General features: G+C 52.8%; 23 protein-coding genes. 6 read left to right on the top strand and 17 right to left on the bottom strand.

Annotation, left to right across the window (positions count from 1 at the left end; all coding sequences use genetic code 11):
• Positions 1-140: 140 nt before the first annotated feature.
• A complete protein-coding gene (locus tag FDW94_RS20780) occupies positions 141-362 on the bottom strand; it encodes a hypothetical protein (RefSeq protein WP_003036289.1) in 222 nt (73 codons plus the stop codon).
• A gap of 404 nt (positions 363-766) precedes the next feature.
• Here FDW94_RS20780 and shiA point away from each other — a divergent pair, with 404 nt between their 5' ends.
• The 3 genes from shiA to FDW94_RS20760 all read left to right on the top strand — a co-directional run bounded on the left by shiA (position 767) and on the right by FDW94_RS20760 (position 5,450).
• A complete protein-coding gene (gene shiA, locus FDW94_RS20770; RefSeq protein ID WP_003832199.1) occupies positions 767-2,083 on the top strand; it encodes a shikimate transporter in 1,317 nt (438 codons plus the stop codon).
• Between the two features lie 118 nt (positions 2,084-2,201).
• A complete protein-coding gene (locus FDW94_RS20765) occupies positions 2,202-3,656 on the top strand; it encodes an AMP nucleosidase (RefSeq protein ID WP_032942969.1) in 1,455 nt (484 codons plus the stop codon).
• 15 nt (positions 3,657-3,671) lie between these two features.
• Positions 3,672-5,450, top strand: coding sequence for an aminopeptidase P family protein (locus FDW94_RS20760; RefSeq protein WP_137378169.1), 1,779 nt, complete (start codon positions 3,672-3,674; stop codon positions 5,448-5,450).
• A gap of 55 nt (positions 5,451-5,505) precedes the next feature.
• Here the strand turns inward: FDW94_RS20760 and ptsG are convergent, their stop codons facing one another.
• The 14 genes from ptsG to yceD form a co-directional block, all read right to left on the bottom strand.
• Complete coding sequence (gene ptsG / locus FDW94_RS20755) at positions 5,506-6,939, bottom strand: PTS glucose transporter subunit IIBC (protein ID WP_003836725.1); 1,434 nt, start codon at positions 6,937-6,939, stop codon at positions 5,506-5,508.
• Between the two features lie 416 nt (positions 6,940-7,355).
• Entirely contained in the window at positions 7,356-8,153 is a 798-nt protein-coding gene (locus FDW94_RS20750) for a metal-dependent hydrolase (RefSeq protein WP_048214455.1), read from the bottom strand.
• A 10-nt stretch (positions 8,154-8,163) separates the two neighbouring features.
• Complete coding sequence (holB, locus tag FDW94_RS20745) at positions 8,164-9,168, bottom strand: DNA polymerase III subunit delta' (protein ID WP_137378168.1); 1,005 nt, start codon at positions 9,166-9,168, stop codon at positions 8,164-8,166.
• A complete protein-coding gene (gene tmk, locus FDW94_RS20740; RefSeq protein WP_008784374.1) occupies positions 9,165-9,806 on the bottom strand; it encodes a dTMP kinase in 642 nt (213 codons plus the stop codon). Before tmk ends, holB begins: the two co-directional genes overlap by 4 nt.
• A complete protein-coding gene (gene yceG, locus FDW94_RS20735) occupies positions 9,796-10,818 on the bottom strand; it encodes a cell division protein YceG (protein ID WP_008784373.1) in 1,023 nt (340 codons plus the stop codon). The genes tmk and yceG overlap by 11 nt, the downstream gene beginning before the upstream one ends.
• A 2-nt stretch (positions 10,819-10,820) precedes the next feature.
• Entirely contained in the window at positions 10,821-11,630 is an 810-nt protein-coding gene (gene pabC, locus FDW94_RS20730; protein WP_032942963.1) for an aminodeoxychorismate lyase, read from the bottom strand.
• Positions 11,631-11,765: 135 nt separating this feature from the next.
• The gene (gene fabF, locus FDW94_RS20725; RefSeq protein ID WP_137378167.1) at positions 11,766-13,007 is read right to left on the bottom strand and encodes a beta-ketoacyl-ACP synthase II; all 1,242 of its coding nucleotides are present in this window, start codon (positions 13,005-13,007) and stop codon (positions 11,766-11,768) included.
• A gap of 85 nt (positions 13,008-13,092) precedes the next feature.
• Complete coding sequence (acpP, locus tag FDW94_RS20720) at positions 13,093-13,329, bottom strand: acyl carrier protein (protein WP_000103754.1); 237 nt, start codon at positions 13,327-13,329, stop codon at positions 13,093-13,095.
• A gap of 154 nt (positions 13,330-13,483) precedes the next feature.
• On the bottom strand, positions 13,484-14,218 hold the full coding sequence (gene fabG / locus FDW94_RS20715; RefSeq protein WP_003036255.1) for a 3-oxoacyl-ACP reductase FabG: 735 nt from the start codon (positions 14,216-14,218) through the stop codon (positions 13,484-13,486).
• Between the two features lie 12 nt (positions 14,219-14,230).
• Positions 14,231-15,160, bottom strand: coding sequence for an ACP S-malonyltransferase (fabD, locus tag FDW94_RS20710; protein ID WP_003832182.1), 930 nt, complete (start codon positions 15,158-15,160; stop codon positions 14,231-14,233).
• A 15-nt stretch (positions 15,161-15,175) separates the two neighbouring features.
• Positions 15,176-16,129 carry a beta-ketoacyl-ACP synthase III gene (gene fabH / locus FDW94_RS20705; RefSeq protein ID WP_003832181.1) on the bottom strand — a complete coding sequence of 318 codons (954 nt, stop codon included), beginning with the start codon at positions 16,127-16,129 and terminating at the stop codon, positions 15,176-15,178.
• 77 nt (positions 16,130-16,206) lie between these two features.
• Positions 16,207-17,286: a phosphate acyltransferase PlsX gene (plsX, locus tag FDW94_RS20700; protein WP_071846967.1), complete on the bottom strand. Its 1,080-nt coding sequence runs from the start codon at positions 17,284-17,286 to the stop codon at positions 16,207-16,209.
• A gap of 123 nt (positions 17,287-17,409) precedes the next feature.
• A complete protein-coding gene (rpmF, locus tag FDW94_RS20695) occupies positions 17,410-17,583 on the bottom strand; it encodes a 50S ribosomal protein L32 (protein ID WP_003036242.1) in 174 nt (57 codons plus the stop codon).
• A 16-nt stretch (positions 17,584-17,599) separates the two neighbouring features.
• Positions 17,600-18,121: a 23S rRNA accumulation protein YceD gene (gene yceD, locus FDW94_RS20690; protein ID WP_003036239.1), complete on the bottom strand. Its 522-nt coding sequence runs from the start codon at positions 18,119-18,121 to the stop codon at positions 17,600-17,602.
• 197 nt (positions 18,122-18,318) lie between these two features.
• On the opposite strand from yceD, the gene FDW94_RS20685 reads away from it, so the two are divergent.
• Positions 18,319-18,903, top strand: coding sequence for a nucleoside triphosphate pyrophosphatase (locus tag FDW94_RS20685; RefSeq protein WP_003832177.1), 585 nt, complete (start codon positions 18,319-18,321; stop codon positions 18,901-18,903).
• 82 nt (positions 18,904-18,985) lie between these two features.
• On the opposite strand, the gene rluC is transcribed toward FDW94_RS20685, so the two are convergent.
• Positions 18,986-19,939 carry a 23S rRNA pseudouridine(955/2504/2580) synthase RluC gene (gene rluC, locus FDW94_RS20680; RefSeq protein ID WP_003036228.1) on the bottom strand — a complete coding sequence of 318 codons (954 nt, stop codon included), beginning with the start codon at positions 19,937-19,939 and terminating at the stop codon, positions 18,986-18,988.
• 574 nt (positions 19,940-20,513) lie between these two features.
• Here rluC and rne point away from each other — a divergent pair.
• Complete coding sequence (rne, locus tag FDW94_RS20675) at positions 20,514-23,777, top strand: ribonuclease E (protein WP_111465792.1); 3,264 nt, start codon at positions 20,514-20,516, stop codon at positions 23,775-23,777.
• 40 nt (positions 23,778-23,817) lie between these two features.
• Here rne and FDW94_RS20670 read toward each other — a convergent pair whose 3' ends face one another.
• Positions 23,818-24,843: a LysR family transcriptional regulator gene (locus FDW94_RS20670; RefSeq protein WP_137378166.1), complete on the bottom strand. Its 1,026-nt coding sequence runs from the start codon at positions 24,841-24,843 to the stop codon at positions 23,818-23,820.
• A gap of 21 nt (positions 24,844-24,864) precedes the next feature.
• Here FDW94_RS20670 and FDW94_RS20665 point away from each other — a divergent pair.
• Positions 24,865-26,055, top strand: a 1,191-nt coding sequence (locus FDW94_RS20665) for an MFS transporter (protein ID WP_137378251.1), incomplete at its 3' end; no start/stop codon positions are given.

Here is a 26,055-nt window from a genome sequence, read left to right as displayed (position 1 = left end):
GCCGTTAAATTTTATTCAAAACTCACTGGCTGCATGTCGCTCAAAGTTGCCCCTCAGCTCCACGACAGGTGCGTAGTAAACCCATCCGTGTAAGTGCACAATTTTCATGTGTCACTAAAGCAGTGTGTTCCCATCAACATTCAGTCAGCTTTATACGCCTGCCACTCGCGCCAGACATTCTCAGGATCAATATCGCGGTAGCCACGCTCTCTGATTATATCCTCGGCTGCTTCGGCTGGCAGGCGGATGGCTGTAGCGCCATCGCGAATGGACTCAACCTCATCGCGGGTCAATTCCCGTCCTATGTCCTGTTCTTTATCAATCAGAACTACGATCAACGCAGGGATAAAAACAATCTTCATACTGATAAGCCTCTGAAATGTTCGCATGCCACTGTATCACTGACAGTTTTGATATAGTTCAGTAATCGTCGATTTATTTCCAGGACGGGAATCATTCATGACATTACAAATCCGTGAAGCTACACCGGCGACGCGATGTTGCTTAATACGCTGGGCTACCGCATCTACCGCGCACACTTTGAACAAAAGGCAACAATTTTTGAACACCCTGCTTTCGAGCGGTTTTTTTGCTTTTCTGTTTTCTCATTCATCTTATTTTTCATGTTGCCATCAGATGAGGGAGATAATCGTTTTCACTTCCCGTCTGTCGCGGTAATCTCATAACGGTCGTTAATATTGCGACTGCAATGTGTGTAACCCAACTCAAATACTAATAACTAAAAAACAGTACAGACAGGATAACTATGGATTCCTCCCTCACCTCCACGGGTCCCCAACAGGACGCCTCTTCACTTAACCGCGCCCGACGCGCTGCGCTTGGTAGCTTCGCGGGTGCCGTGGTCGACTGGTATGATTTTCTGCTTTACGGCATCACTGCCGCACTGGTCTTTAACCGCGAGTTCTTCCCGCAAGTCAGCCCGGCGATGGGGACACTTGCCGCATTTGCCACCTTTGGCGTCGGATTTTTGTTCCGTCCGCTAGGCGGGGTGATCTTCGGCCACTTCGGCGATCGCCTGGGGCGTAAACGTATGCTGATGCTCACCGTCTGGATGATGGGGATCGCCACTGCACTGATAGGGATTATTCCTTCCTTTGACACCATTGGCTGGTGGGCTCCCGTACTGCTGGTGACGCTGCGTGCTATTCAGGGATTCGCCGTTGGCGGTGAATGGGGCGGCGCGGCGTTGCTCTCGGTCGAAAGCGCGCCGAAAAATAAAAAAGCCTTCTACAGCAGCGGTGTTCAGGTCGGTTATGGCGTCGGGCTACTGCTTTCTACCGGTCTGGTCTCGCTGATTAGCTCGCAAACCACCGATGAGCAGTTCCTGAGTTGGGGCTGGCGTATTCCATTCCTGTTCAGCATCGTGCTGGTATTGGGCGCGTTGTGGATGCGTAACCGAATGGATGAATCGGCCGAATTCGAACAGCAGCAGCAGGCACCGCAACCAGAGAAAAAGAGACTACCGGTAGTCGAGGCGTTAATCCGTCATCCAGGTGCCTTTTTGAAAATTATCGCTCTGCGCCTGTGTGAACTGCTGACGATGTATATCGTCACTGCGTTTGCCCTAAATTACTCCACGCAGAATCTGGGCTTACCCCGTGAACTGTTTCTGAATATCGGCTTGTTGGTGGGAGGGCTGAGCTGTCTGACCATCCCCTGCTTTGCCTGGCTCGCCGACCGCTTTGGTCGCCGGCGCGTTTACATTACCGGCGCACTGGTCGGGACGCTCAGCGCATTCCCGTTCTTTATGGCGTTAGAAGCGCAATCCATTTTCTGGATCGTGTTCTTCGCGATTATGTTGGCCAACATTGCACACGATATGGTGGTCTGCGTGCAGCAACCTATGTTTACCGGTTTGTTTGGCGCAAGCTATCGCTACAGCGGTGCGGGCGTTGGTTATCAGGTAGCAAGCGTGGTTGGCGGCGGTTTTACCCCCTTCATTGCTGCTGCGCTGGTAACATTCTCCGGCGGAGACTGGCACAGTGTGGCCATTTATCTGATGGCGGGTTGTCTTATTTCCGCCACTACAGCATTGCTGATGCGGGATAAGCAGCACGGTTAAGCCCGGGTGCGGAGGCCGTCCGGTCTTCGCACAATCTTCCTCAACGTCTGACTTTTGTTTCACATTCCTGTGACATACTATCGGGAGAGCAGTACATCTGTGGAACAAGGAGACAGACATGAACAATAAGGGCTCCAGCCTGACCCCGGCTCAGGCACTGGATAAACTGGACGCGCTGTACGAGCAGTCGGTAAAAGCACTGCGTAGCGCCATTGGTAAGTATATTGAAACAGGGACGCTCCCTGACGTAATCGCCCGCCATAACGGTCTTTTTGTTTACCCATCACTGTGTGTCACCTGGGATGGCAGCGCCACCAATCCCCCTAAAACCCGCGCCTATGGTCGTTTTACCCATGCGGGCTGCTACACCACTACGATTACCCGTCCGTCGCTTTTTCGTCCGTATCTTGAAGAACAACTCACGCTGCTGTATCAGGATTATGATGCGCATATCTCCGTTGAGCCGTCGCAGCATGAAATCCCCTATCCGTATGTCATTGACGGTTCTGAACTGACGCTCGACCGCTCGATGAGTGCCGGCCTAACGCGCCACTTCCCCACAACCGAGCTGTCACAGATTGGCGATGAAACAGCCGACGGTACCTATCATCCGGCGGAATTCTCCCCGTTGTCGCACTTCGACGCACGACGAGTAGATTTTTCGCTGGCTCGACTACGCCACTACACGGGAACACCGGTTGAACATTTTCAGCCGTTTGTGCTGTTCACCAACTACACCCGCTACGTCGATGAGTTTGTGCGTTGGGGTTGCAGCCAGATCCTCGACCCGGACAGCCCGTATATCGCGCTTTCTTGTGCGGGCGGGATCTGGATCACCGCTGAAACTGAAGCGCCTGAAGAAGCGATCTCCGATCTCGCCTGGAAGAAACACCAGATGCCCGCCTGGCATTTAATCACCGCCGACGGTCAGGGGATCACACTGGTCAATATCGGCGTTGGCCCGTCTAACGCCAAAACCATTTGCGATCATCTGGCCGTACTGCGTCCTGACGTCTGGCTGATGATTGGTCACTGTGGCGGGCTGCGTGAAAGCCAGGCGATTGGCGACTATGTTCTGGCCCACGCTTATCTGCGTGACGATCACGTGCTGGATGCAGTTCTACCGCCGGATATCCCAATTCCGAGCATTGCGGAAGTACAGCGCGCACTGTATGACGCCACCAAAGAAGTCAGCGGTATGCCCGGTGAAGAGGTTAAACAGCGCCTGCGTACCGGTACCGTCGTCACCACCGACGATCGCAACTGGGAATTACGCTATTCCGCTTCTGCGCTGCGTTTCAACCTCAGCCGCGCGGTGGCTATCGATATGGAAAGCGCCACCATCGCCGCCCAGGGCTACCGCTTCCGCGTTCCGTACGGCACGCTGCTGTGCGTTTCCGACAAGCCGCTGCACGGTGAGATCAAACTGCCTGGTCAGGCCAACCGTTTTTATGAAGGTGCCATTTCTGAGCATCTGCAAATAGGTATCCGGGCTATCGATCGTTTGCGTGCTGAAGGCGACCGACTGCACTCCCGTAAATTACGTACATTCAACGAACCGCCGTTCCGTTAAGAACTGAAGGTAACTATGCACAACTCAACTCCTCTTTCCGCCCTGCGCAACCTGCTGATAGCGCAGGGGCTGGATGGCATGATTGTTCCGCGCGCCGATGCTCATCAAAGTGAAGATTGTACGCCGCATGACAATAAACTGGCCTGGCTGACCGGTTTTAGCGGCTCTGCTGGCCTCGCGTTGGTCCTTCGGGATCGCGCGTTAATGTTTGTCGATGGACGCTATCAGGTCCAGGTACGCAATGAAGTCTCGCTGGATGATTTTGAAATTCATCATTTACACGATGAACCGCTGGCCGACTATTTGCAGTCTCATGTTGCAGCAGGCAAACGTATCGGCTTTGAACCGATGCTGATGGTCAATAGCCAGTTTGAAGCACTGTCGGCAACCCACTGCGAGCTGGTGCCTCTTGAGCAAGATCCTTTTGACCAGGTATGGCTAGACCGCCCGGCAGGGCCCTGCGGCATCATTCGTGAAATGCCCATTGAAATCAGCGGTGAAAGCAGCACGCAAAAGCGTGCCCGCGTCGTGGAACAACTCGCTCAACACCAGGCTGACGTGCTGGCAATTACCCTGCCGGATAACATTGCCTGGTTATTGAATGTGCGCGGTTCGGATCTGGCCATGGTGCCAGTGCCGTTTTCGTTTGCCCTGCTCCATCGCAGCGGTGAGCTGGAATGGTTTGTGGATAGCAATAAAACGCAACAGCTCCCCGCATCACTGCTGGATACGCTTACTCTGGCCCCGCAAGAGAATTTTCTGACTCGCTGCCAGCAATTAGCTAATGGGAAGCGTTTCCTGGTCGATAAAGACTACGCCCCGGTCGCATTGCGTTTTGCCATTGAAGAACACGGTGGCAACGTCTTATGGGCGCCCGATCCCATCACTCTGATGAAATCCCACAAAAATGACGTTGAACTGGCAGGCTATCGGGAATGCCATGAACAAGATGGCGCAGCCTGGGTAAACTTCCTTGCCTGGCTGTCCCATGAAGTTCCTTTGCGCGAAGCGGCAGGCAATACGGTCACCGAGCTGGAAGCGCAGGCCAAGCAACTGGAATTTCGCCAGCAGCAGCCGGGATTTATCGAGCAAAGTTTCAGCACGATTTCGGCCTCTGCCAGCAATGCCGCAATGTGTCATTACCACTCCAGTGAAAAGACCAATACGCCAATTACCTCGCAGGCCATGTATCTGAATGATTCCGGTGGCCAGTACCACAATGGTACGACGGATACGACGCGTACCCTCGCGTTTGGCCCACAGGATCCACAACGTCGCCTGCATTACACTGCCGTGTTGAAAGGCTTTTTGTCGCTTATTTCGCTGCAGTTTCCCAGCGGGACTCAGGGCCATCAACTGGATGCTTTTAGCCGCCGGGCGTTGTGGGAGCTGGGTCTGGATTTTGATCATGGTACGGGACACGGCGTGGGTCACCAGTTGCTTATTCATGAGCAACCCCATCGCATCGCCAAAAAAGTAAACCCGTGGCCACTGGTCGCAGGCAACATCATCACCATCGAGCCGGGTTATTATCTGGCCGGACAATATGGGATCCGTATTGAGAATCAGGTGGAGATTATCAACAGTCGTCCTGGTTTCTGTCGTTTCTCAACGCTGACGCTGGTACCGATTGATTTGAATCTGGTCGAACTGCATCTGCTGAGTGATGCTGAGAAACAGTGGATTGATGATTACCACCAGCAGGTCAGAGAGACACTATCCCCGCGCGTAAACGCAGAGGCTCGTCCCTGGCTGTTCGCTGCCACCGCACCGATTCGCGTTCAGGCTAATTAATGCAATAAAAAAGGCAGCCCGCAGGCTGCCTTAGTTCTCCCCAACTTCTTACTGCTTAGCTGTTACGGATGTACTCATCCATTTCAGTTTTCAGGTTATCGGACTTAGTCCCGAAGATAGCCTGAACACCGGAACCAGCTACCACAACGCCTGCCGCACCCAGTTTCTTCAGGCCAGCCTGATCCACTTTAGCAACGTCAGCCACGCTGACACGCAGACGAGTGATGCACGCATCGAGGTTAGTGATGTTTTCTTTACCGCCGAATGCAGCAACCAGAGCCGGAGCCATTTCACCGGTTGCACCTGCTTTGCTGTCTTCGGTAGCATCTTCACGACCTGGCGTTTTCAGGTCCAGCGCTTTGATCAGCACACGGAAGATGGTGTAGTAAACAATCGCATAACCGATACCGACAATCGGGAACAGCCACAGTTTGCTGCTGTTACCGGACAGAACGATAAAGTCGATCAGACCGTGGGAGAACGACGTACCGTCGCGCATACCCAGCAGGATACAGATCGGGAATGCCAGACCAGCCAGAATCGCGTGGATGATGTACAGGATCGGCGCCACGAACATGAAGGAGAACTCGATCGGCTCGGTAATACCGGTCAGGAACGAGGTCAGCGCCGCGGAGATCATGATACCGCCCACTTTCGCGCGGTTTTCTGGTTTAGCAGAGTGCCAGATAGCAATAGCAGCAGCCGGCAGACCGTACATTTTGAACAGGAAGCCACCGGACAGTTTGCCCGCAGTCGGGTCACCCGCCATATAGCGAGGAATATCACCGTGGAACACCTGACCCGCAGCGTTGGTGTATTCACCGATCTGCATCTGGAATGGAACGTTCCAGATATGGTGCAGACCAAACGGTACCAGGCAGCGCTCAATGAAGCCATAGATACCGAACGCAACGACCGGGTTCTGGTATGCAGCCCACTGAGAGAACGTCTGAATAGCAGTACCAATCGGCGGCCAAATGAAGGACAGAACCACACCTGTGAAGATGGCAGCCAGACCAGAAATGATAGGAACGAAGCGCTTACCCGCAAAGAAGCCAAGATACTCAGGCAATTTGATACGGTAGAAACGGTTGAACATATACGCTGCAATCGCACCGGAGATAATCCCCCCGAGAACACCCGTATCAGCAAGGTGTTTAGCGGCGATCTCTTCAGCAGGTAAATGCAGAACCAGCGGCGCAACAACAGCCATGGTCTTAACCATGATGCCGTAAGCAACAACGGATGCCAGTGCAGATACACCGTCATTATTAGTGAAGCCTAACGCAACACCGATAGCAAAAATCAGCGGCATGTTCGCAAAAACAGAACCGCCTGCTTCTGCCATTACGTGCGATACAACGGCTGGCAGCCAGCTGAAGTTAGCGGAACCGACGCCCAGCAGGATACCTGCAATCGGGAGTACGGATACCGGCAGCATCAGCGATTTACCGACCTTTTGCAGGTTAGCAAATGCATTCTTAAACATAATTAGGAGTGCTCCTGAGTATTTGTGCTTATACACTTCATCCTTCAAACCGCCTCAGCGCGGGCTGCGCTCGTTCATCCCAGACACTTACTCTAGTAAGCTCCTGCAATTCACTCACTTGCCGCCTTGATGCAGCTTGATTGACTTTGTGTATTCTACGTTCTCACGCATTGGCGAGGGGGGAGAACCTCGCCGTGTACAGGGCATCTAAGTACCCTTTATTTATTACACAGAGTAAAATAATTCAGTTTGTTTTTGTTTGACGGCTATCACAGTTCAGTCGTGAATGGCCGCAAAATCCGCACATTCCGATAAAATGCGTTTCTGAATGTGTCAAACTGATTATTCACCGCCCATTTTGTGGCGGTGAACTTTACTCGCATTAGTGATTAATTACGAGCTTTAAAAAAAGTCAGTTAACGAACAGATTGCAGGCGAGAAGCGTCGATGTGAAACAGGCGGGCAAAGTTATCAGTGGTTGCCTGCGCCAGTTCTTCAACGGCAACACCTTTCACTACGGCCAAGTACTCTGCAACGTCACGAGTCATGGCGGGCTGGTTCTCTTTTCCACGATGCGGTACAGGCGCAAGGTAGGGAGAATCCGTCTCGACCAATAACCGGTCCAGAGGAACATAGCGGGCGGCATCACGGAGCTGCTCTGCATTTCGGAACGTGACGATGCCGGAAAACGAGATATAGAATCCAAGGTCCAGTAATTTGCCCGCCGTTTCTCTGTCCTCTGTAAAACAGTGTAGTACGCCGCCACAATCCGTCACTTTTTCTTCGCGCAGAATAGACAGCGTATCGGCTCGCGCATCGCGGGTATGCACGATAACCGGCTTCTGTAACTCACGGCCGATCTGAATATGGTGGATAAAAGATTCCTGCTGGCGCACCTTTGTTTCCGGCGTGTAAAAATAGTCCAGCCCGGTTTCTCCCATCGCCACAACCCCCTCTTCGGCGGCAAAACGACGCAGGTCCTCAACATCATAGGTTTCATCCTGATTTAACGGATGCACGCCGCAGGAGAAAACGACATTGTCACGCTCACCGACCAGTTCGCGCATACTGCGATATCCTGGCAGGGTGGTCGCGACGGCAAGACAGAATTTCACATCACGTGCGGCCGCTTTTGCCAGCACGTCATCCACGTCCTTATGCAGAGATTGATAATCCAGGCCATCAAGATGGCAGTGTGAGTCGACTAAAAACATAATGTCTCTCTCAAAGATGGGGAACAGGCAGTACGGTGCCCGGTTGCAGGTAATGCTCAATACGAAGAATAAGATCGGTTAACACCAGTTCACGGTTTACGCCCGTTACGTTCAGCAGTTGCTGACGACAATGACAAACGTCACCGAGTATCGCCTGTATCTGGGCAACGGATAACCGTTCTGCGATAGAAGATATCAGGTCCAACGCATCAGGATTCGTTAAATGGGAAACGCCATACGGACGTTTCAACGCATCGGTCAACAACGTTGCCAGCCAGTGTAAACGGGCGGTAGCCTGATCGTGATTTAACGCCGCGAGCAAGATATACCAGTCTCCTGTGTTTAATGTGTTCACCAGTGCCGCACAAAAATCTGTGCGGTGCGCCCAGCTTTCAGCCTGTAACAACGTGAGTGCCGCGCCTGGCGAACCTGCACTCAGGCGTAACGCGCTCAGCAGCGCTTCTGACGATGCAGTCACCTCACGAGCAAGCCAGGAGATCGCATACGACTCCGGAGGTGGCGCAAGATGATGTAACCGGCAACGACTGCGTAATGTCGCCAGCAAGCGAGCTGGCTCTGTGCTGGCGAGGAAAAACCAGGTTTGTGCCGGGGGTTCTTCCAGCGTTTTCAGCAAGGCGTTGGCGGCGGCATCGGTTAACTGGGCAGCATCCGGGATCCACACGACCTTCGCACCACCGAGACGCGAATGCTCGTACAGCTTTTCACTGACTTCGCGTACCGCATCAACCCCGAGCGTGCTTTTGCCTTTTTCCGGCAGCAGCGAATAGTAGTCAGGGTGCGTCCCCGCCTGCATTAGCTGACAGCCGCGGCACTGTCCACAGCTTTTATGCCCTTCCGGCTGCTGGCACATTAAATAGCGGCTGAGGGCGTAAATCAGCGCGTCGTCGCCCATTCCGGGTAACGCCTGAATCAGTAACGCATGGTGACCACGACCCGTCTGGTAGCTGGCTACCAGTTTTTCAAAATCCGGTCGTAACCATGGGTACCATTTCATGCGCCCTGCTCCTTCACCCATTGGGTGATGGTATGACGGATATCAGCCATCACAGCCTCCAACGGCTGCGTAGCATCTATAGTACGAATGCTGGTGTCTTTGGCAGCCAGCTCAAGATAGCGCGCGCGAGTACGATTAAAGAAGTCGAAAGATTCCTGCTCAATACGATCCAGCTCGCCGCGGGCACGGGCACGCTTCAACCCGACTTCTGGCGTCACATCCAGATAGATCGTCAGGTCCGGGCGAAAATCACCAAGCACCGCATCGCGCAGGGTTGCCAGCATGTTTTGATCGATACCGCGTCCGCCGCCCTGATACGCCTGGGTCGACAGATCGTGACGATCGCCAATTACCCACGCGCCTTTCGCCAGTGCAGGTTTAATAACGGTTTCGACCAACTGTACACGCGCCGCGTAAAACATCAGAACTTCGGCTTTATCGGTAATGACCTCGTCACCGACCGATTTAATATCCAGCACCAGACTTCTTAGTTTCTCAGCCAGCTGCGTTCCACCAGGTTCACGGGTGAAAACCATGTCACGAATACCGAGTTGCTCAAGTGTCTCCACCACCACGTTACGCGCGGTGGTTTTTCCGGCGCCTTCCAGGCCTTCAATGACGATATAGTTACTGCCCATTTTTTTCCTTAAGCACTTTCAGGTAATCCTGCACGGACCGGTTATGGCTGGCAAGATTGGTGTTAAACGTGTGGCCGCCTTTACCGTCAGCCACAAAATAGAGATACGGCGTTTTTGCCGGATGCGCCGCGGCCTGCAATGAAGCCTCTCCCGGCATGGCAATCGGGCCTGGCGGCAGTCCCGTAATGGTATAGGTGTTATAGGCGGTCGGGGTGTCTAAATCCACACGCGACAATTTGCCATTATACCGTGTACCCATCCCGTAAATCACGGTCGGATCGGTTTGTAAACGCATACCGATACGTAAGCGGTTAATAAAGACCGAAGCCACCTGGTCGCGCTCGCTGGCAACCGCAGTTTCTTTTTCAATAATAGAAGCCATGGTTACCAGCTGATTTTTGTCCTGATAAGGCAGGCCATCAGCGCGTCCCTCCCAGACAGTATCCACCGCTTTAACCATTTTCTGATGCGCACGTTTTAGCAACGCTACGTCAGTAGTATTGGCGGTATACATCCAGGTATCTGGCCAGAACCAGCCCTCCACCCATTGCGGGTTTTCCAGCTTCAGCGCCTCGGCCACGGTCTCATAGCTATCGTCGCTTAACGTATGTTTGATATACGGGGCATCACGCAGCTGTTTGAGGTAATCGCTCAGGCGCATCCCTTCAACCAGACGTAACGGGAACTGCGCCTCTTTGCCGCTTTCCAGCAGTTGCAGCATGTCCCGCACCGTCATGTCAGGCGTGAAGCGATATGTTCCGGCCTTAAAATGCGACAGCTCGGGCTCCACACGCAGCAGCCACTGGAACACGCGCGGACGATTGATAACTTTGTCTGCATACAGCTGTTCGCCGAGAGCCAGACGGCCCGTTCCCGCTTTCAGCGTAAAAATCGTTTCTTCTTTAATCAATAATTTGCTGTCCGCCAGATGGCGAACTTTCCACATTCCCACTCCAGCGGCAATGCCCAGCACAACCAGCAATAACAGGACAACAAGTAACAGTTTTTTCATGACTAATTCGGGTGCTCACAAAGTGGGGCTAAATAATCAAATAACAAACGTGAAGACAACAACGTGTCGCCACAGGCACGCACGGGAATAATGGGCATTAACGCGTTACAGACGACGATTTCATCAGCCTGCATTACCTCCTCCAACCCGGCATACACTTCGACAATACTGAATGGCGATTGTGCCAGCATCCGGATACAGAATTGTCGCATAATACCGTTCACTCCGGCCTGGTCCAGCCGGGGCGTGTAAACCACATCGCCTTTACGCCAGAACAAATTAGCCGCACAGCATTCCGTAACCCATCCCTCGCTGTCAAGAACCAGCGCTTCATCGGCGTCCGTCTGTTCAAGATGAGAGCGAATCAACACCTGCTCCAGTCGATTCAAGTGTTTAAGCCCGGCAAGCAGTGGATTACGTCCCAGCCGCACTGGGCTTAGCGCCAGCGTAATACCTTCTTGCCGCCAACGATCGTAATGATCGGGCCAGGCTGAAACGGAGAGGATGCGTGTGGCACTATGACAATTTTTGCCACTGTAACCCCGGCCTCCACTGCCACGGCTGATAATCACTTTCAACACACCGCGTACGTGCCCTTTCGCCAGCATTTTCATTTCATTTTGCAGCTCGGACCAATCTTCAAAAGAGATCAGCAGTTTTTGGCAAGCGTCTTGTAAACGCTCAAGATGCGCTGCAAAGAGAGGAATTTCACCGTCGATAATACAGGCAGTGGTAAAACAGCCATCACCAAATTGGGTCGCTCGATCGCTTGCGGCCAGCATATCTTGCTCGCAGCCATTAATTAAGAACATGGTGGCTCCTTATTTCTGGTCCGCTAGTTTGGCAGGATGAGTAACACAGGACAAGGGCGGAAAACCGAATAAAAAAAGGCCCGACAAGCGGACCTTTTCAATTTGCTATCGATGCTAGCGCATCACCTGACGGACTTAAATCTTTTTAAAGATCAAAGAGCCGTTGGTACCACCGAAGCCAAAGGAGTTACACAGCGCATACTCCAGACCACTAACCTGACGCGCTTCGTGAGGTACGAAGTCCAGGTCACAACCTTCATCCGGGTTATCCAGGTTGATGGTTGGCGGAATAGCCTGATCGCGCAGCGCCAGGATAGAGAAAATAGACTCTACCGCGCCCGCCGCACCCAACAGGTGTCCGGTCATGGATTTGGTGGAGCTTACCATCACACGGCTTGCCGCATCGCCAAAGACAGATTTCACTGCCTGGGTTTCAGCTTTATCGCCTGCAGGCGTAGACGTACCATGTGCGTTGACATAGCCGATCTGACCCGCTTCAATAGCCGCATCGCGCAGTGCGTTGACCATTGCCAGCGCAGCGCCTGCACCGTTTTCCGGTGGCGACGTCATGTGGTAAGCATCGCTGCTCATACCGAAGCCAACGACTTCAGCATAGATTTTTGCACCGCGCGCTTTCGCTTGCTCGTACTCTTCCAGTACCACCATGCCAGCACCGTCGCCCAGCACAAAGCCGTCACGCTCTTTGTCCCATGGGCGGCTTGCCGCTTGCGGGTTATCATTACGCGTAGACAGTGCACGTGCCGCGCCAAAGCCACCCACACCCAACGGCGTACTGGCTTTTTCAGCACCACCCGCAACCATCGCGTCTGCATCGCCGTATGCAATGATACGTGCGGCATGACCGATGTTATGCACGCCTGAAGTACAGGCGGTCGCGATGGAGATGCTTGGCCCTTGCAGGCCGTACATGATGGTCAGGTGACCAGCCACCATGTTAACAATCGTCGACGGAACGAAGAACGGGCTGATCTTACGCGGTCCACCGTTTACCAGTGAGGTATGGTTTTCTTCGATCAGACCGAGACCGCCAATACCAGAGCCGATAGCGGCGCCAATACGATGAGCGTTCTCTTCCGTAATTTCGAGGCCAGAATCCTGCATGGCCTGAACGCCAGCGACAATTCCATATTGAATGAAGGCATCCATCTTGCGCTGTTCTTTACGCGAGATAATGTCTTCACAGTTAAAATCCTTTACTAAGCCAGCAAATTTCGTTGCATAGGCGCTAGTATCGAAATGGTCGATCAGGCTGATGCCACTCTGACCGGCAAGGAGAGCTTTCCAGGTAGACTCTACGGTATTGCCGACAGGAGACAACATGCCCAGTCCGGTCACAACTACACGACGCTTAGACACGGTTGTCCTCCAGGGAGGGAAAATAATTCAAGTGGGATAAAAAGATAAAACTCAGGCGGTCGAATGACCGCCTGGAGATGTTCACTTACGCCTGGTGGCCGTTGATGTAATCAATGGCAGCCTGAACGGTAGTGATTTTCTCAGCTTCTTCGTCCGGAATCTCAGTATCAAACTCTTCTTCCAGAGCCATTACCAGCTCAACGGTGTCAAGAGAATCTGCGCCCAGGTCTTCAACGAAGGAAGCATTGTTGGTTACTTCTTCCTGCTTAACGCCCAGCTGTTCGCCGATAATTTTCTTAACGCGTTCTTCGATAGTGCTCATACTCTTAAATTTCCTATCAAAACTCGCTTTCGCGATGGTTTTCGTAGTGTATAAAATGTTGAAAAATTTGCAACTAAATCCCGGCAGGTCTTACCACGATTTTACGTTATTTTGAGGCCAAGACCTACAATAACGCAAATATTTTTCATCGTGGTTAAACCATGTACATCCCGCCGTTGACGTGCAAAGTCTCACCTGTGATGTAACTTGCTTCGTCAGAAGCTAAAAATGCAACCGCACTGGCGATTTCCTGAGCGCCACCGAGGCGACCCGCAGGAACCTGCGCCAGAATACCCGCACGCTGATCATCAGACAGCGCACGCGTCATGTCCGTTTCAATAAAGCCCGGAGCAACAACGTTTACAGTAATGCCACGAGACGCAACTTCGCGCGCCAGTGATTTACTGAAGCCGATCAGACCCGCTTTCGCCGCAGCGTAGTTAGCCTGACCCGCATTTCCCATGGTACCAACCACAGAACCGATAGTGATAATACGCCCATGACGCTTTTTCATCATAGCTCGCATTACCGCTTTTGACAGACGGAAAACAGATGACAGGTTGGTTTCGATGATATCGTTCCACTCGTCATCTTTCATGCGCATTAACAGGTTATCACGAGTAATCCCAGCATTATTGACCAGGATATCGACTTCACCAAATTCTGCGCGAATATTTTCCAGAACAGATTCGATAGATGCCGGATCGGTCACATTCAACATCAGACCTTTACCATTTGCACCTAAGTAATCGCTAATGGCCTGCGCGCCGCTTTCGCTGGTAGCAGTACCGATAACTTTCGCGCCACGGGCAACAAGTGTCTCAGCAATTGCGCGGCCAATGCCACGGCTTGCACCGGTAACCAGCGCGATTTTTCCTTCAAAACTCATGGTCTTCCTCTTTTATTGCTCTAGCGCCGCAGACAGTGCCGCCGGCTCATTCAGTGCCGAAGCAGTCAGGGTGTCAACAATACGTTTCGTCAGACCGGTCAGAACTTTACCCGGACCGACTTCATACAGGTGCTCTACGCCCTGGGATGCCATAAATTCAACGGTTTTAGTCCACTGAACCGGGCTATACAGTTGACGAACCAGCGCATCGCGAATTGCGTCTGCCGTGGTCTCGCACTTCACGTCGACGTTGTTCACAACCGGAACAGTCGGCGCGTTAAAGGTGATTTTCTGCAGCTCAACGGCCAGTTTCTCAGCGGCAGGCTTCATCAGCGCGCAGTGAGAAGGAACGCTGACCGGCAGCGGCAGCGCACGCTTAGCGCCCGCGGCTTTACAGGCAGCACCAGCACGTTCTACGGCTTCTTTATGCCCGGCAATAACCACCTGACCCGGTGAGTTAAAGTTTACCGGTGAAACCACCTGGCCTTCGGCAGACTCTTCGCACGCTTTAGCGATAGCGGCATCGTCCAGACCGATAATAGCAGACATGCCGCCAGTGCCTTCCGGAACCGCTTCCTGCATGAATTTGCCACGCAGTTCAACCAGACGTACGGCATCGGCAAAACCGATAACACCCGCACATACCAGAGCAGAATATTCGCCCAGGCTATGACCCGCCATCAGCGCAGGTGTTTTACCCCCCTGCTGCTGCCATACGCGATAAAGCGCAACGGATGCGGTCAACAGCGCGGGCTGCGTCTGCCAGGTTTTATTCAGTTCTTCAGCCGGACCTTGCTGAGTCAACGCCCACAGATCATAGCCCAGTGCAGCTGATGCTTCAGCAAATGTTTCTTCAACAATTGGGTAGTTTGCTGCCATTTCAGACAACATCCCAACGGTCTGGGAACCCTGCCCCGGAAACACAAATGCAAATTGCGTCATGTTTAAATCCTTATACTAGAAACGAACCAGCGCGGAGCCCCAGGTGAATCCACCCCCGAAGGCTTCAAGCAATATCAACTGCCCAGCTTTAATACGCCCGTCGCGGACGGCTTCGTCCAGCGCGCACGGTACGGAGGCAGCAGAGGTATTACCATGTCTGTCGAGCGTCACGACAACATTATCCATCGACATACCCAGCTTTTTAGCTGTCGCGCTGATAATGCGCAGGTTAGCCTGATGCGGCACCAGCCAGTCCAGCGCAGAACGGTCGAGATTATTGGCTTCCAGCGTTTCATCAACGATGTGCGCAAGCTCGGTCACCGCGACTTTAAATACTTCGTTACCCGCCATCGTCAGGTGGATCGGGTTTTCCGGGTTCACGCGATCGGCGTTAGGCAACGTCAACAGTTCGCCGTAGCGACCGTCAGCGTGCAGATGCGTGGAGAGAATACCTGGCTCTTCTGATGCGCTCAGTACAACCGCACCAGCCCCATCACCGAAAATGATGATCGTTCCGCGATCGGTTGGATCGCAGGTACGGGCCAGGACATCGGAGCCAACGACCAGAGCATGCTTAACTGCGCCAGATTTAACGTACTGGTCGGCAACGCTCAGGGCGTAAGTGAAGCCAGCACAAGCGGCTGCAACGTCAAACGCCGGACAGCCTTTGATCCCCAGCATACTTTGGATCTGGCACGCCGCGCTTGGAAATGCGTGAGTGGATGATGTGGTAGCAACCACAATCAGACCAATTTGTTCTTTGTCGATGCCCGCCATTTCAATCGCACGGTTTGCGGCGGCAAAGCCCATCGTCGCAACTGTTTCATTTGGCGCTGCAATATGGCGTTCACGGATACCTGTACGAGTGACGATCCACTCATCAGACGTCTCAACCATTTTTTCCAAATCGGCGTTAGTACGCACTTGTTCAGGCAGATAGCTGCCAGTACCAATAATCTTCGTATACATGTACGCTCAGTCACTTTTTGGTTATATACCGCTACGAGCAAATCGCTGATACGGTGGCCACATTCACAAACGCACCGTTATCTGTGTGCTCGTGATTTTGCGCTTTCGCCACCGTCCAGCAGTTCGAATCCAGCTGGGTATACAGATTCCAGGCGAGCGGCAATTCGCTGAGGAACTTGTCGCTGCACCGCCTGCACTGCCTGTTCAATCGCGACTTCAAATGCTCGCTGATTGGCCGCACCATGACTCTTAATCACCGTGCCGCGCAATCCTAACAGACAGGCGCCATTATACTGGTCGGGGTTGAGGTGACTAAATCGCCTTGTCAGGCTTTTTTGTAACCAACGTTTTAATAACAGAAGCCACCACGACCGTTTTTTGCCCTCACCCTGAGATTTCAGCAGTGAAAGGAACATTCTGACAACACCTTCCATCGTCTTTAATGTGACATTACCTGTAAAACCGTCACAGACCAACACATCGGTTTTGCCAGTCAGTAACTCATTGGCTTCAAGATAGCCGATATAATTAATGGAAGGGATTGTTTTTAGCACAGCTGAAGCATCTCGAATACTGTCGAGACCTTTCGTTTCTTCTTCGCCGATGTTGAGTAACGCTACGCGAGGATTGGCAATGCCAACAACCTCTTCTGCCAGCACGGAACCCATGACGGCAAATTGCACCAACATCGTGCTATCACAATCTACGTTGGCGCCCAAATCCAGCACCACCGTTTTGCCCTTTTGCTGATGGGGTAACACCGTCACCAACGCAGGACGCTCAATCCCCTCAAGAGGTTTGAGCAATAACTTCGCAAGTCCCATGAGTGCGCCCGTATTACCGGCGCTGACACAAGCTTGTGCCTGACCTTCTTTCACGAGCTCCAGGGCAACACGCATTGAGCTTCCACGACTGGCGCGAATAGCTTGCGAGGGCCGGGCATCACTGGCAATAACTGACTGAGCAGGGATAATCTGCAGACGCGAACGTTGTTCGAAGTCAGCTTTGGCAAGTAATGGCGTGATTGTATCGGGATCCCCGACTAAAAGAAGTGTGAGTTGCGAATTAGAATTCAGTGCCTGCAATGCTGCAGGCACTGTCACGGTAGGGCCAAAATCTCCCCCCATGACATCTAACGCCAGGGTTAGACGTGTCAAGGTATCGTCGCTGCCCGGTTAGGTGTTTCCCCAGTTACCCGGGGAAAGCCTCACTAAGCTTCATCACGCGTTCACTCTTTGTCTTTCTCACCAGAAGTGGGAAAGCCATTGAGTCATGCGTGATTACTTAGCGATTACCTTACGGCCACGGTAGAAACCGTCGGCAGTGATGTGGTGACGCAGGTGTTGTTCACCAGAAGTTTTGTCTACAGACAAGCTGGTGACTGCGGTCAGAGCGTCATGAGAACGACGCATGCCACGTTTGGAACGGGTTGGTTTATTCTGTTGTACGGCCATGGACCTTACTCCTCAATTACTTACGCTTTAAGCTGGCTAATACGGCAAATGGGTTTGGCTTTTGCGCTTCATCAGGCAATTCGCCAAAGACCATGTCCGCCTCGGACACTTCACAGTGTTCAGAATCATGCACCGGAACTACCGGCAAGGAGAGGATAATCTCATCTTCAACCATTGCAAGCAGATCGATTTCACCGAATTCGTTAACCTCAATCGGCTCATACGCTTCCGGGAGTGCTTCAGCCTGCTCGTCAGAACGGACAGGACTAAAACAATATGTTGTGTGAACATGAAGTGGGAACGGTTTCCCGCAACGCTGACACTCGAGCGTAACCGATACCTTCGCATCACCGGTTATAACGGCGAGACGCTGGTTATCGATAGCGAACGACATGGAGCATTCCACATCACTGTCCACACTGACTACAGAATCGGCGACGCGCTCAACCAGATCAGAAGTATAGATACCTTCATAATCGAGGCGTTTTTGAGCCGTACGAACCGGATCAAGAGTCAGGGGTAATTTTACCTTTTGCATAGGGCGCGCATATTAACTTTGTAACGTCATATAGTCAAAGAAAAAGGCAGCCTGTGGTTGCCTTTTGCCAATAATTCGCACACATTGCGGGTCATCGACTTAAAATCGCTCAAGACAAGCCACTACAGCCAGCTTGTAGGTCGAAGTCCATAGTTTAAAATGGCTCTCATCAATACGCTATATGCGAGGGAAAAAATATGCCTCAACTTATTCTTGCTTCTACCTCCCCCTGGCGTCGCGCTTTACTCGAAAAACTGGCAATCCCGTTTGAATGCGCTGCGCCAGAGGTTGATGAAACGCCGTTGCCCGGCGAAGCACCACGCCATTTAGTCTTGCGACTGGCGCAGAAAAAAGCGCAATCTCTCGCCCACCGTTACCCATCGCATCTGATTATTGGCTCCGATCAAATTTGTGTTCTTGATGGTGAAATAACCGGCAAACCATTAACTGAAGAAAATGCGCGCCAACAATTACTCAAAGCCCGTGGCAATATTGTGACGTTTTACACCGGACTGGCGCTGTATAATTCTGCGACCGGACATTTACAAACTGAAGTAGAACCTTTTGACGTCCATTTCCGTCATTTAAGCGAGGCGGAAATTGATGATTATCTGCGTAAAGAGCGCCCGCTCCATTGTGCAGGTAGTTTCAAAAGTGAAGGGTTAGGTATTGCACTCTTTGAACGCCTGGAGGGTCGTGACCCAAATACCCTGATCGGTTTGCCGCTTATCGCGTTGTGTCAAATGCTGCGGCGGGAAGAGATGAACCCGTTGAATGCCTGATTGATCTGCCTGATGGCGACGCGATGCGTCTTATCAGGCCTACGGTGCATCACACGATTGTAGGCCTGATAAGCAACGCGCATCAGGCTTTACTGCGTAAAACCTCAAGGCAGCGCTTCAATTGCTTATCCATCGGCGCCTCAATACGCATCACTTCACCCGTTCCCGGATGGGTAAATTTCAACGCTGCGGCGTGCAGGAAAAGTCGATTCAACCCCGTATCCGCCAGTTGCTTATCGAACTCACGGTCACCGTAGCGATCGTCAAAAGCAATTGGATGACCGGCATACTGGGTATGCACACGAATCTGGTGCGTACGTCCGGTCACCGGGCTACAGCGCACAAGCGTGGCAAACGCATAGCGCTCTTCCACTTTAAAACGTGTTTCTGACGGTTTGCCTTCCTGGTTCACCCGCACGATACGCTCGCCGCTTTGCAGAATGTTCTTTAACAGCGGCGCCTGCACGGTTTTGACATGCGACTGCCATTGGCCTCGAACCAGCGCGAGATAGTCTTTCTGCATGCCTTTTTCACGCAGTTGTTCATGCAATGAACGCAAGGCTGAGCGCTTTTTAGCCACCAGCAAAACGCCGGAGGTATCCCGGTCGAGGCGATGCACCAGTTCAAGGAAACGCGCTTCAGGTCGCAACGCACGTAATCCTTCAATGACGCCAAAGCTTAACCCGCTTCCGCCATGTACGGCCGTACCTGAAGGTTTGTTAAGCACCAGAATGTGGTCATCTTCATATAAAATGACGTCGGTCAGCGCCGCGACCTTTTGCAGGTTCGGTGAAATGGCCTCTTCTTCACGTTCAGCGACCCGCACAGGTGGAATACGCACAATATCCCCGTCTTCGAGTTTGTACTCGGGTTTAATGCGTTTTTTATTCACCCGCACTTCGCCTTTACGCAAAATGCGATAAATCATACTTTTCGGCACGCCCTTAAGCTGGGTGCGCAAAAAGTTATCGATGCGTTGCCCTGCTTCGTCGGCAGTAATGGCAACTGTTTTTACGGCTGGAGTCTCTGTTTTCATGGGGGCCGATTTTAAATAGCCATCAAGATTCGCGCCACACATTTTTCTATGCTTATATTAACTGCTATACCTTATTACTTAAGTTTGACATAGCCGATTTGGTGGTTATTAAAGCAATCACTACGCGGAAGTGAAAAAACTGTGAGTAACCGGGTGATAAATGGCAAAAGTCATCTTGCTATAACAAGGTTAGCAGTGGAATAATGAGGTTGTTTCCGTGTTGAATCTTGTTAAAACAAGAACTTTTCCGGAATGACCCAATTTTGCCCGACCGATCATCAACGCAGCAATGGCGTAAGACGTATTGATCTTTCAGGCAGTTAGCGGGCTGCGGGTTGCAGTCCTTACCGGTAATATGGAAGCTTTTCTGGAGAGTAACACCCAGACTGTTCCCCTGATAATTGCGCTGTGTTTCCGTATGAAATACAGGCAACCGACACTCTGCGCCTCTTTGAGCTGACGATAACCGTGAGGTTGGCGACGCGAATAGACACGAGGCCATCGGTTCACACCCGGAAAGGCATTACTCTGCCCGCAGCTTAGTCGTCAATGTAAGAATAATGAGTAAGTTACGATGAAAAGAATGTTAATTAACGCAACTCAGCAGGAAGAGTTGCGTGTCGCCCTTGTAGATGGGCAACGTCTGTACGATCTGGATATCGAAAGTCCTGGACACGAACAGAAAAAAGCCAACATCTATAAAGGCAAAATTACCCGTATTGAACCGAGTCTGGAAGCTGCTTTTGTTGATTACGGCGCTGAACGTCACGGTTTCCTCCCGTTAAAAGAAATTGCCCGCGAATACTTCCCCGCTAACTACAACTCCCATGGTCGTCCCAACATTAAAGACGTGTTGCGCGAAGGTCAGGAAGTCATCGTTCAGATCGATAAAGAAGAACGCGGCAATAAAGGCGCTGCGCTGACTACCTTTATCAGCCTGGCGGGTAGTTATCTGGTTCTGATGCCGAACAACCCGCGCGCGGGCGGTATCTCCCGCCGCATTGAAGGCGACGACCGTACCGAATTAAAAGAAGCGCTGGCAAGCCTGGAACTGCCTGATGGCATGGGGCTTATCGTGCGTACCGCAGGGGTCGGCAAATCCGCCGAAGCGCTGCAGTGGGACCTGAGCTTCCGCCTAAAGCACTGGGAAGCGATTCAAAAAGCCGCTGACAGCCGCCCTGCTCCGTTCCTGATCCACCAGGAAAGCAACGTTATCGTTCGCGCTTTCCGAGACTACTTACGTCAGGACATCGGCGAAATCCTTATCGATAACCCGAAAGTGATGGAGATGGCGCGTCAGCACATCGCCGCACTGGGTCGTCCGGATTTCAGCAGCAAAATCAAACTGTACACCGGCGAAATCCCGCTGTTCAGCCACTATCAGATCGAGTCTCAGATTGAGTCCGCATTCCAGCGCGAAGTACGTCTGCCGTCCGGCGGCTCAATCGTTATTGACAGCACAGAGGCACTGACCGCTATCGATATCAACTCCGCACGCGCAACTCGCGGCGGCGACATCGAAGAAACAGCGTTCAACACTAACCTTGAAGCAGCCGATGAAATTGCCCGTCAGCTGCGTCTTCGCGACCTCGGCGGTCTGATTGTAATCGACTTCATTGATATGACGCCGGTTCGCCACCAGCGCGCGGTTGAAAACCGTCTGCGCGAGGCCGTACGCCAGGACAGAGCGCGTATTCAGATCAGCCATATTTCTCGCTTCGGTCTGCTGGAGATGTCTCGTCAGCGTCTGAGCCCGTCTCTGGGTGAATCCAGCCATCACGTGTGCCCGCGCTGCTCCGGCACCGGTACCGTACGTGATAACGAATCACTGTCGCTGTCTATTCTGCGTCTGATCGAAGAAGAAGCACTGAAAGAAAATACGCAAGAAGTTCACGCTATTGTTCCTGTGCCAATCGCCTCTTACCTGCTTAACGAAAAACGTACCGCGGTTAATGCTATCGAAACGCGTCAGAATGGCGTGCGCTGTGTGATCGTGCCAAACGATCAGATGGAAACCCCGCACTATTCTGTGCTGCGCGTACGCAAAGGGGAAGAAACACCGACCCTGAGCTACCTGCTGCCGAAACTGCATGAAGAGGCAATGGCATTGCCGACGGAAGAAGAGTACGTCGAGCGTAAACAGCCTGAGCAACCGGCGCTGGCCACCTTCGCCATGCCTGACGTTCCGCCAGCCCCTGCTCTGCAGGAACCTGCCGCGAAAGCCGCCGCGCCTAAAGCTGCAGCAGCAACCGCAGCCGTTGCCGCACAGCCCGGTTTGATTAGCCGTTTCTTTGGCGCACTGAAGTCCATCTTCGGTGGTAGCGAAGAAGTGAAACCGGTTGAACAACCTGCGCCGAAAGCTGAAGAGAAAACCGAACGCCAGCAGGATCGTCGTAAACCGCGTCAGAACAATCGTCGCGACCGTAACGATCGTCGTGATAACCGTGATAATCGCGGTGACCGTGACAACCGTAGCGAACGTTCAGAAAACGGCGAAAACCGTGAAGATAACCGCCGTAACCGTCGTCAGTCCCAGCAGCAAAATGCGGAAGCTCGCGATAACCGCCAGCAAACCACTGATGTTGTAGACAAAGCGAAATCCGGTGATGAACAGCAGGCGCCGCGTCGCGAACGTAACCGCCGTCGTAACGATGACAAGCGTCAGGCTCAGCAGGAAGTTAAAGAGCTGAACCAGGCAGAACAACCTGTGCAGGATACCGAGCAGGAAGAGCGCGTACGTCAGCCTCAAACCCGCCGCAAACAGCGTCAGTTGACTCAGAAAGTGCGTTTCACAGACAGTCCGGCGGTTGAAGCCGAAGTGGCTACTGTTGCTGCAATCGCTGAAACTGCTGTTGCTCAACCAACAGAACAGCCGGTACCGGCACAGCGCACCGAACTGGCGAAAGTTGATCTGCCAGCCGTCGTTGCGACTGAGCAGGAAGACAACAGCGAAGCTCGTGACTCCAACGGTATGCCGCGTCGTTCTCGCCGCTCTCCTCGCCATCTGCGCGTCAGTGGACAGCGTCGTCGTCGTTACCGTGACGAGCGTTATCCGGTTCAGTCGCCAATGCCGTTAACGGTCGCCTGCGCATCTCCTGAATTAGCGTCCGGTAAGGTTTGGATCCGCTACCCTGTTGCACGTCCTCAGGATCAGCAGGTTGAAGAACAGCGCGAACAGGAAATGGTCCAGCAGCAAGCTGCACCTGTCGCCGTAGAGCCTCAGGTTGCTGCCGCTGCCGTTGAACACATTGTGGATACCCCTGCGCCGGTTGAAGCCGTGCAACCAGAGGTTGTCGTAGCTGAGCCTCAGGCCGCCGTTGTTGAAACCACACAGGTTGAAACCACGCATCCGGAAGTGATTGAGACCCCGGTCGAGGAACAACCGCAAATTATCGCTGCATCTGATGCGCCCGTAGCAGAAGAAATCACCGCTGAAGCCGAACCTGTGGCTGACGTTGTGACTGCACCGGTTGCCGAAGAGCCTGCAGAGGTTGTTATTCCCCAGCCAGAAGTGGTTGAAGAGATTACTGAGGTTGTGGAAACAGCGCCAGTTGTTGAAGAAGTTGCAGCGCCGAAAGACGTTGTTGCCGCGCCTGTCGTCGAAACTGAAGTCGTTAAGGCTGAAGTTGTCGCAGCCAGCGCTGATGCTGAACACCTGCACAGCCATGCAACCGCGCCAATGACCCGCGCTCCGGCACCGGAATATGTGCCAGAAGCGCCGCGTCATAGCGACTGGCAGCGTCCGGCATTCGCCTTTGAAGGCAAAGGTGCCGCAGGTGGACACAGCGCAACGCATCAAGCGACTGCGCCAGCAACACGTCCACAGCCTGTTGAGTAAGCCATAATCAATATCAAAGCCGGCCCTCGGGTCGGCTTTTTTATATCTGATCTACACCTTTCATCCCCGTCAGCTGCGGCATAACATCCTTCATTAGGGCCAGAAACTTGCGTAAGCGGGTCGGATAGTAACGCGCCCACGGATAAACCAAATGTACAGGCAACGGCGCCGCATGCCACTCAGGTAGCAACGCAACCAGACGTCCATTGGCAATATCCTCCGCCACCATCCAGCTTGAAACAATTGTCACTCCCAACCCCGCCAGCGCAGCATTTCTTGCGACATAAATACTGTCTGTGCTTAATCTGGGTGAAATATTCAGCGTGACTGGCTCATTAAGCAATTGGTGCAACAACGAAACGCTATGCTGATAAAACGTGTTCACGGCAATCCAGGGCAGCGCTGATAACTGCTCAGGATGAGAAAGCTCGCCATATTGCTCCAGCAGTCCTGGACTCACCACCATACTACGGGGAACTTCAGCCAGTAAGACGGAAACCGTGGCCGGATCCACCTCAGCACCAACCCTGATCGCACAATCAATATTATCGCTCAGAAAATCAACGGTTTTATCGTTGAGCATCCACTCTACTGCCAACTGGGGATAGCGCGAAAGAAACTGCAAAAGCGGCTCAAGTAGTTGTTGTTGCCCGAACGCATGCGGTGCGCGGACTCGCAACGTCCCCACCGGTTCATCTTCTGTGACATTAAGTCCATCTTCCAGCGCCAGCCAGGCATCAATAATCTTCTTAGCATGCTGATAGCCTCTTTCACCATCGTCGGTCAATTTCATCGCATGCGTGGTACGCATAAGCAGTTTCACACCCAGCAGCGTTTCCAGCGATTGCAGCCGTCGGCTAACGGTCGCCTGCGTCGTCCCTATCTGTTTTGCCGCTGCCGAAAGCGATCCTGCTTCGACAATACGTACAAACGTACGCATCAGCTCCACCCTGTCTATACGCTCATTTTTTATCATTTTCAGTTTCATCATACGTCTGACGTATAACTGTTTTACCACTGCGCTCGCTACCGCGCCACTCGCTGAAGGATAAAAATAGCCGCACATCTTGTGATTGAGGAATCATTTGTGAACACACATACCGCACTTTCCCGTTGGGTCATTTTTGTTCTGGCAATGGGCGCCGGATTCAGCGTGGCCGCTATCTACTACGCCCAGCCTCTTCTGCCTTTAATGGGTCAGGATCTGGCCTTAAGTCTCACCGGTATGGGGTTGGTCCCGACGCTGACCCAGGCGGGATATGCGTTAGGTATATTGTTTTTATTGCCATTAGGCGATCGTTATGACCGCCGGACATTAATCCTGCTGAAAAGCATCTCTCTTGCCGCGCTGCTGCTGGCCTGTAGCTTTACCGGTCAGTTGCATTCGCTATTACTGGTGAGCCTGCTGATGGGGATGGCGGCAACCATGGCACAAGATATTGTGCCTGCGGCGGCAATACTGGCGCCCGAAGGCAAGCAGGGAAAAACGGTGGGCACCGTGATGACGGGCCTTCTGCTGGGGATTTTACTCTCACGTACCGTCAGTGGGCTGGTGGGCGAAGCGTTTGGCTGGCGCGAGATGTACCAACTCGCTGCCGTCAGCATTGCCGTAATTACCGCGATTATGTGGAAAGTACTGCCTCGCTTTACGGTCCATTCCACGTTGAGCTATCCATCATTAATGCTCTCAATGGCGCAACTTTGGCAACGATATTCCACCTTGCGCCGCGCAGCACTGGCACAAGGCTTTCTGTCCATTGCTTTTAGCGCCTTCTGGTCTACGCTGGCGGTGATGTTATCTGAGCATTACCACATGGGTAGCGCTATAGCGGGTGCTTTTGGTATCGCGGGAGCAGCCGGAGCGCTTGCCGCACCGATGGCGGGCCATCTTGCCGATAAAGTGGGTGCGGCAAAAGTGACGCAATTGGGTGCTTTGCTGGTAACGGTATCTTTCGCACTGATGTTTTTGTTACCCGCCCTGCCCGTTCAGGGGCAGTGGCTGCTCATCGCCCTTTCGGCGGTAGGTTTTGATCTCGGATTGCAATCCAGCCTGGTTGCTCACCAGAATCTGGTCTATAGCCTGGAGCCTCTGGCACGAGGACGATTGAACGCTCTGCTGTTTACGATGGTGTTTATCGGTATGGCGCTGGGTTCGGTTCTCGGAAGTCAGGTCTACGCCCTGGCCAATTGGGAAGGTGTCGTTGCGTTGGCTACCTTCAGCAGTGCAATTGCGTTGGTCATAAGACTGACGGGGAACCCGTCGCTTAGTAAGACGTCG

The organism is Citrobacter sp. wls757 (assembly GCF_005280935.1).
Lineage (GTDB): Bacteria > Pseudomonadota > Gammaproteobacteria > Enterobacterales > Enterobacteriaceae > Citrobacter > Citrobacter portucalensis.
Note: the sequence above shows the minus strand (reverse complement) of the source record. Positions and strands in the feature narration are given on the sequence as shown.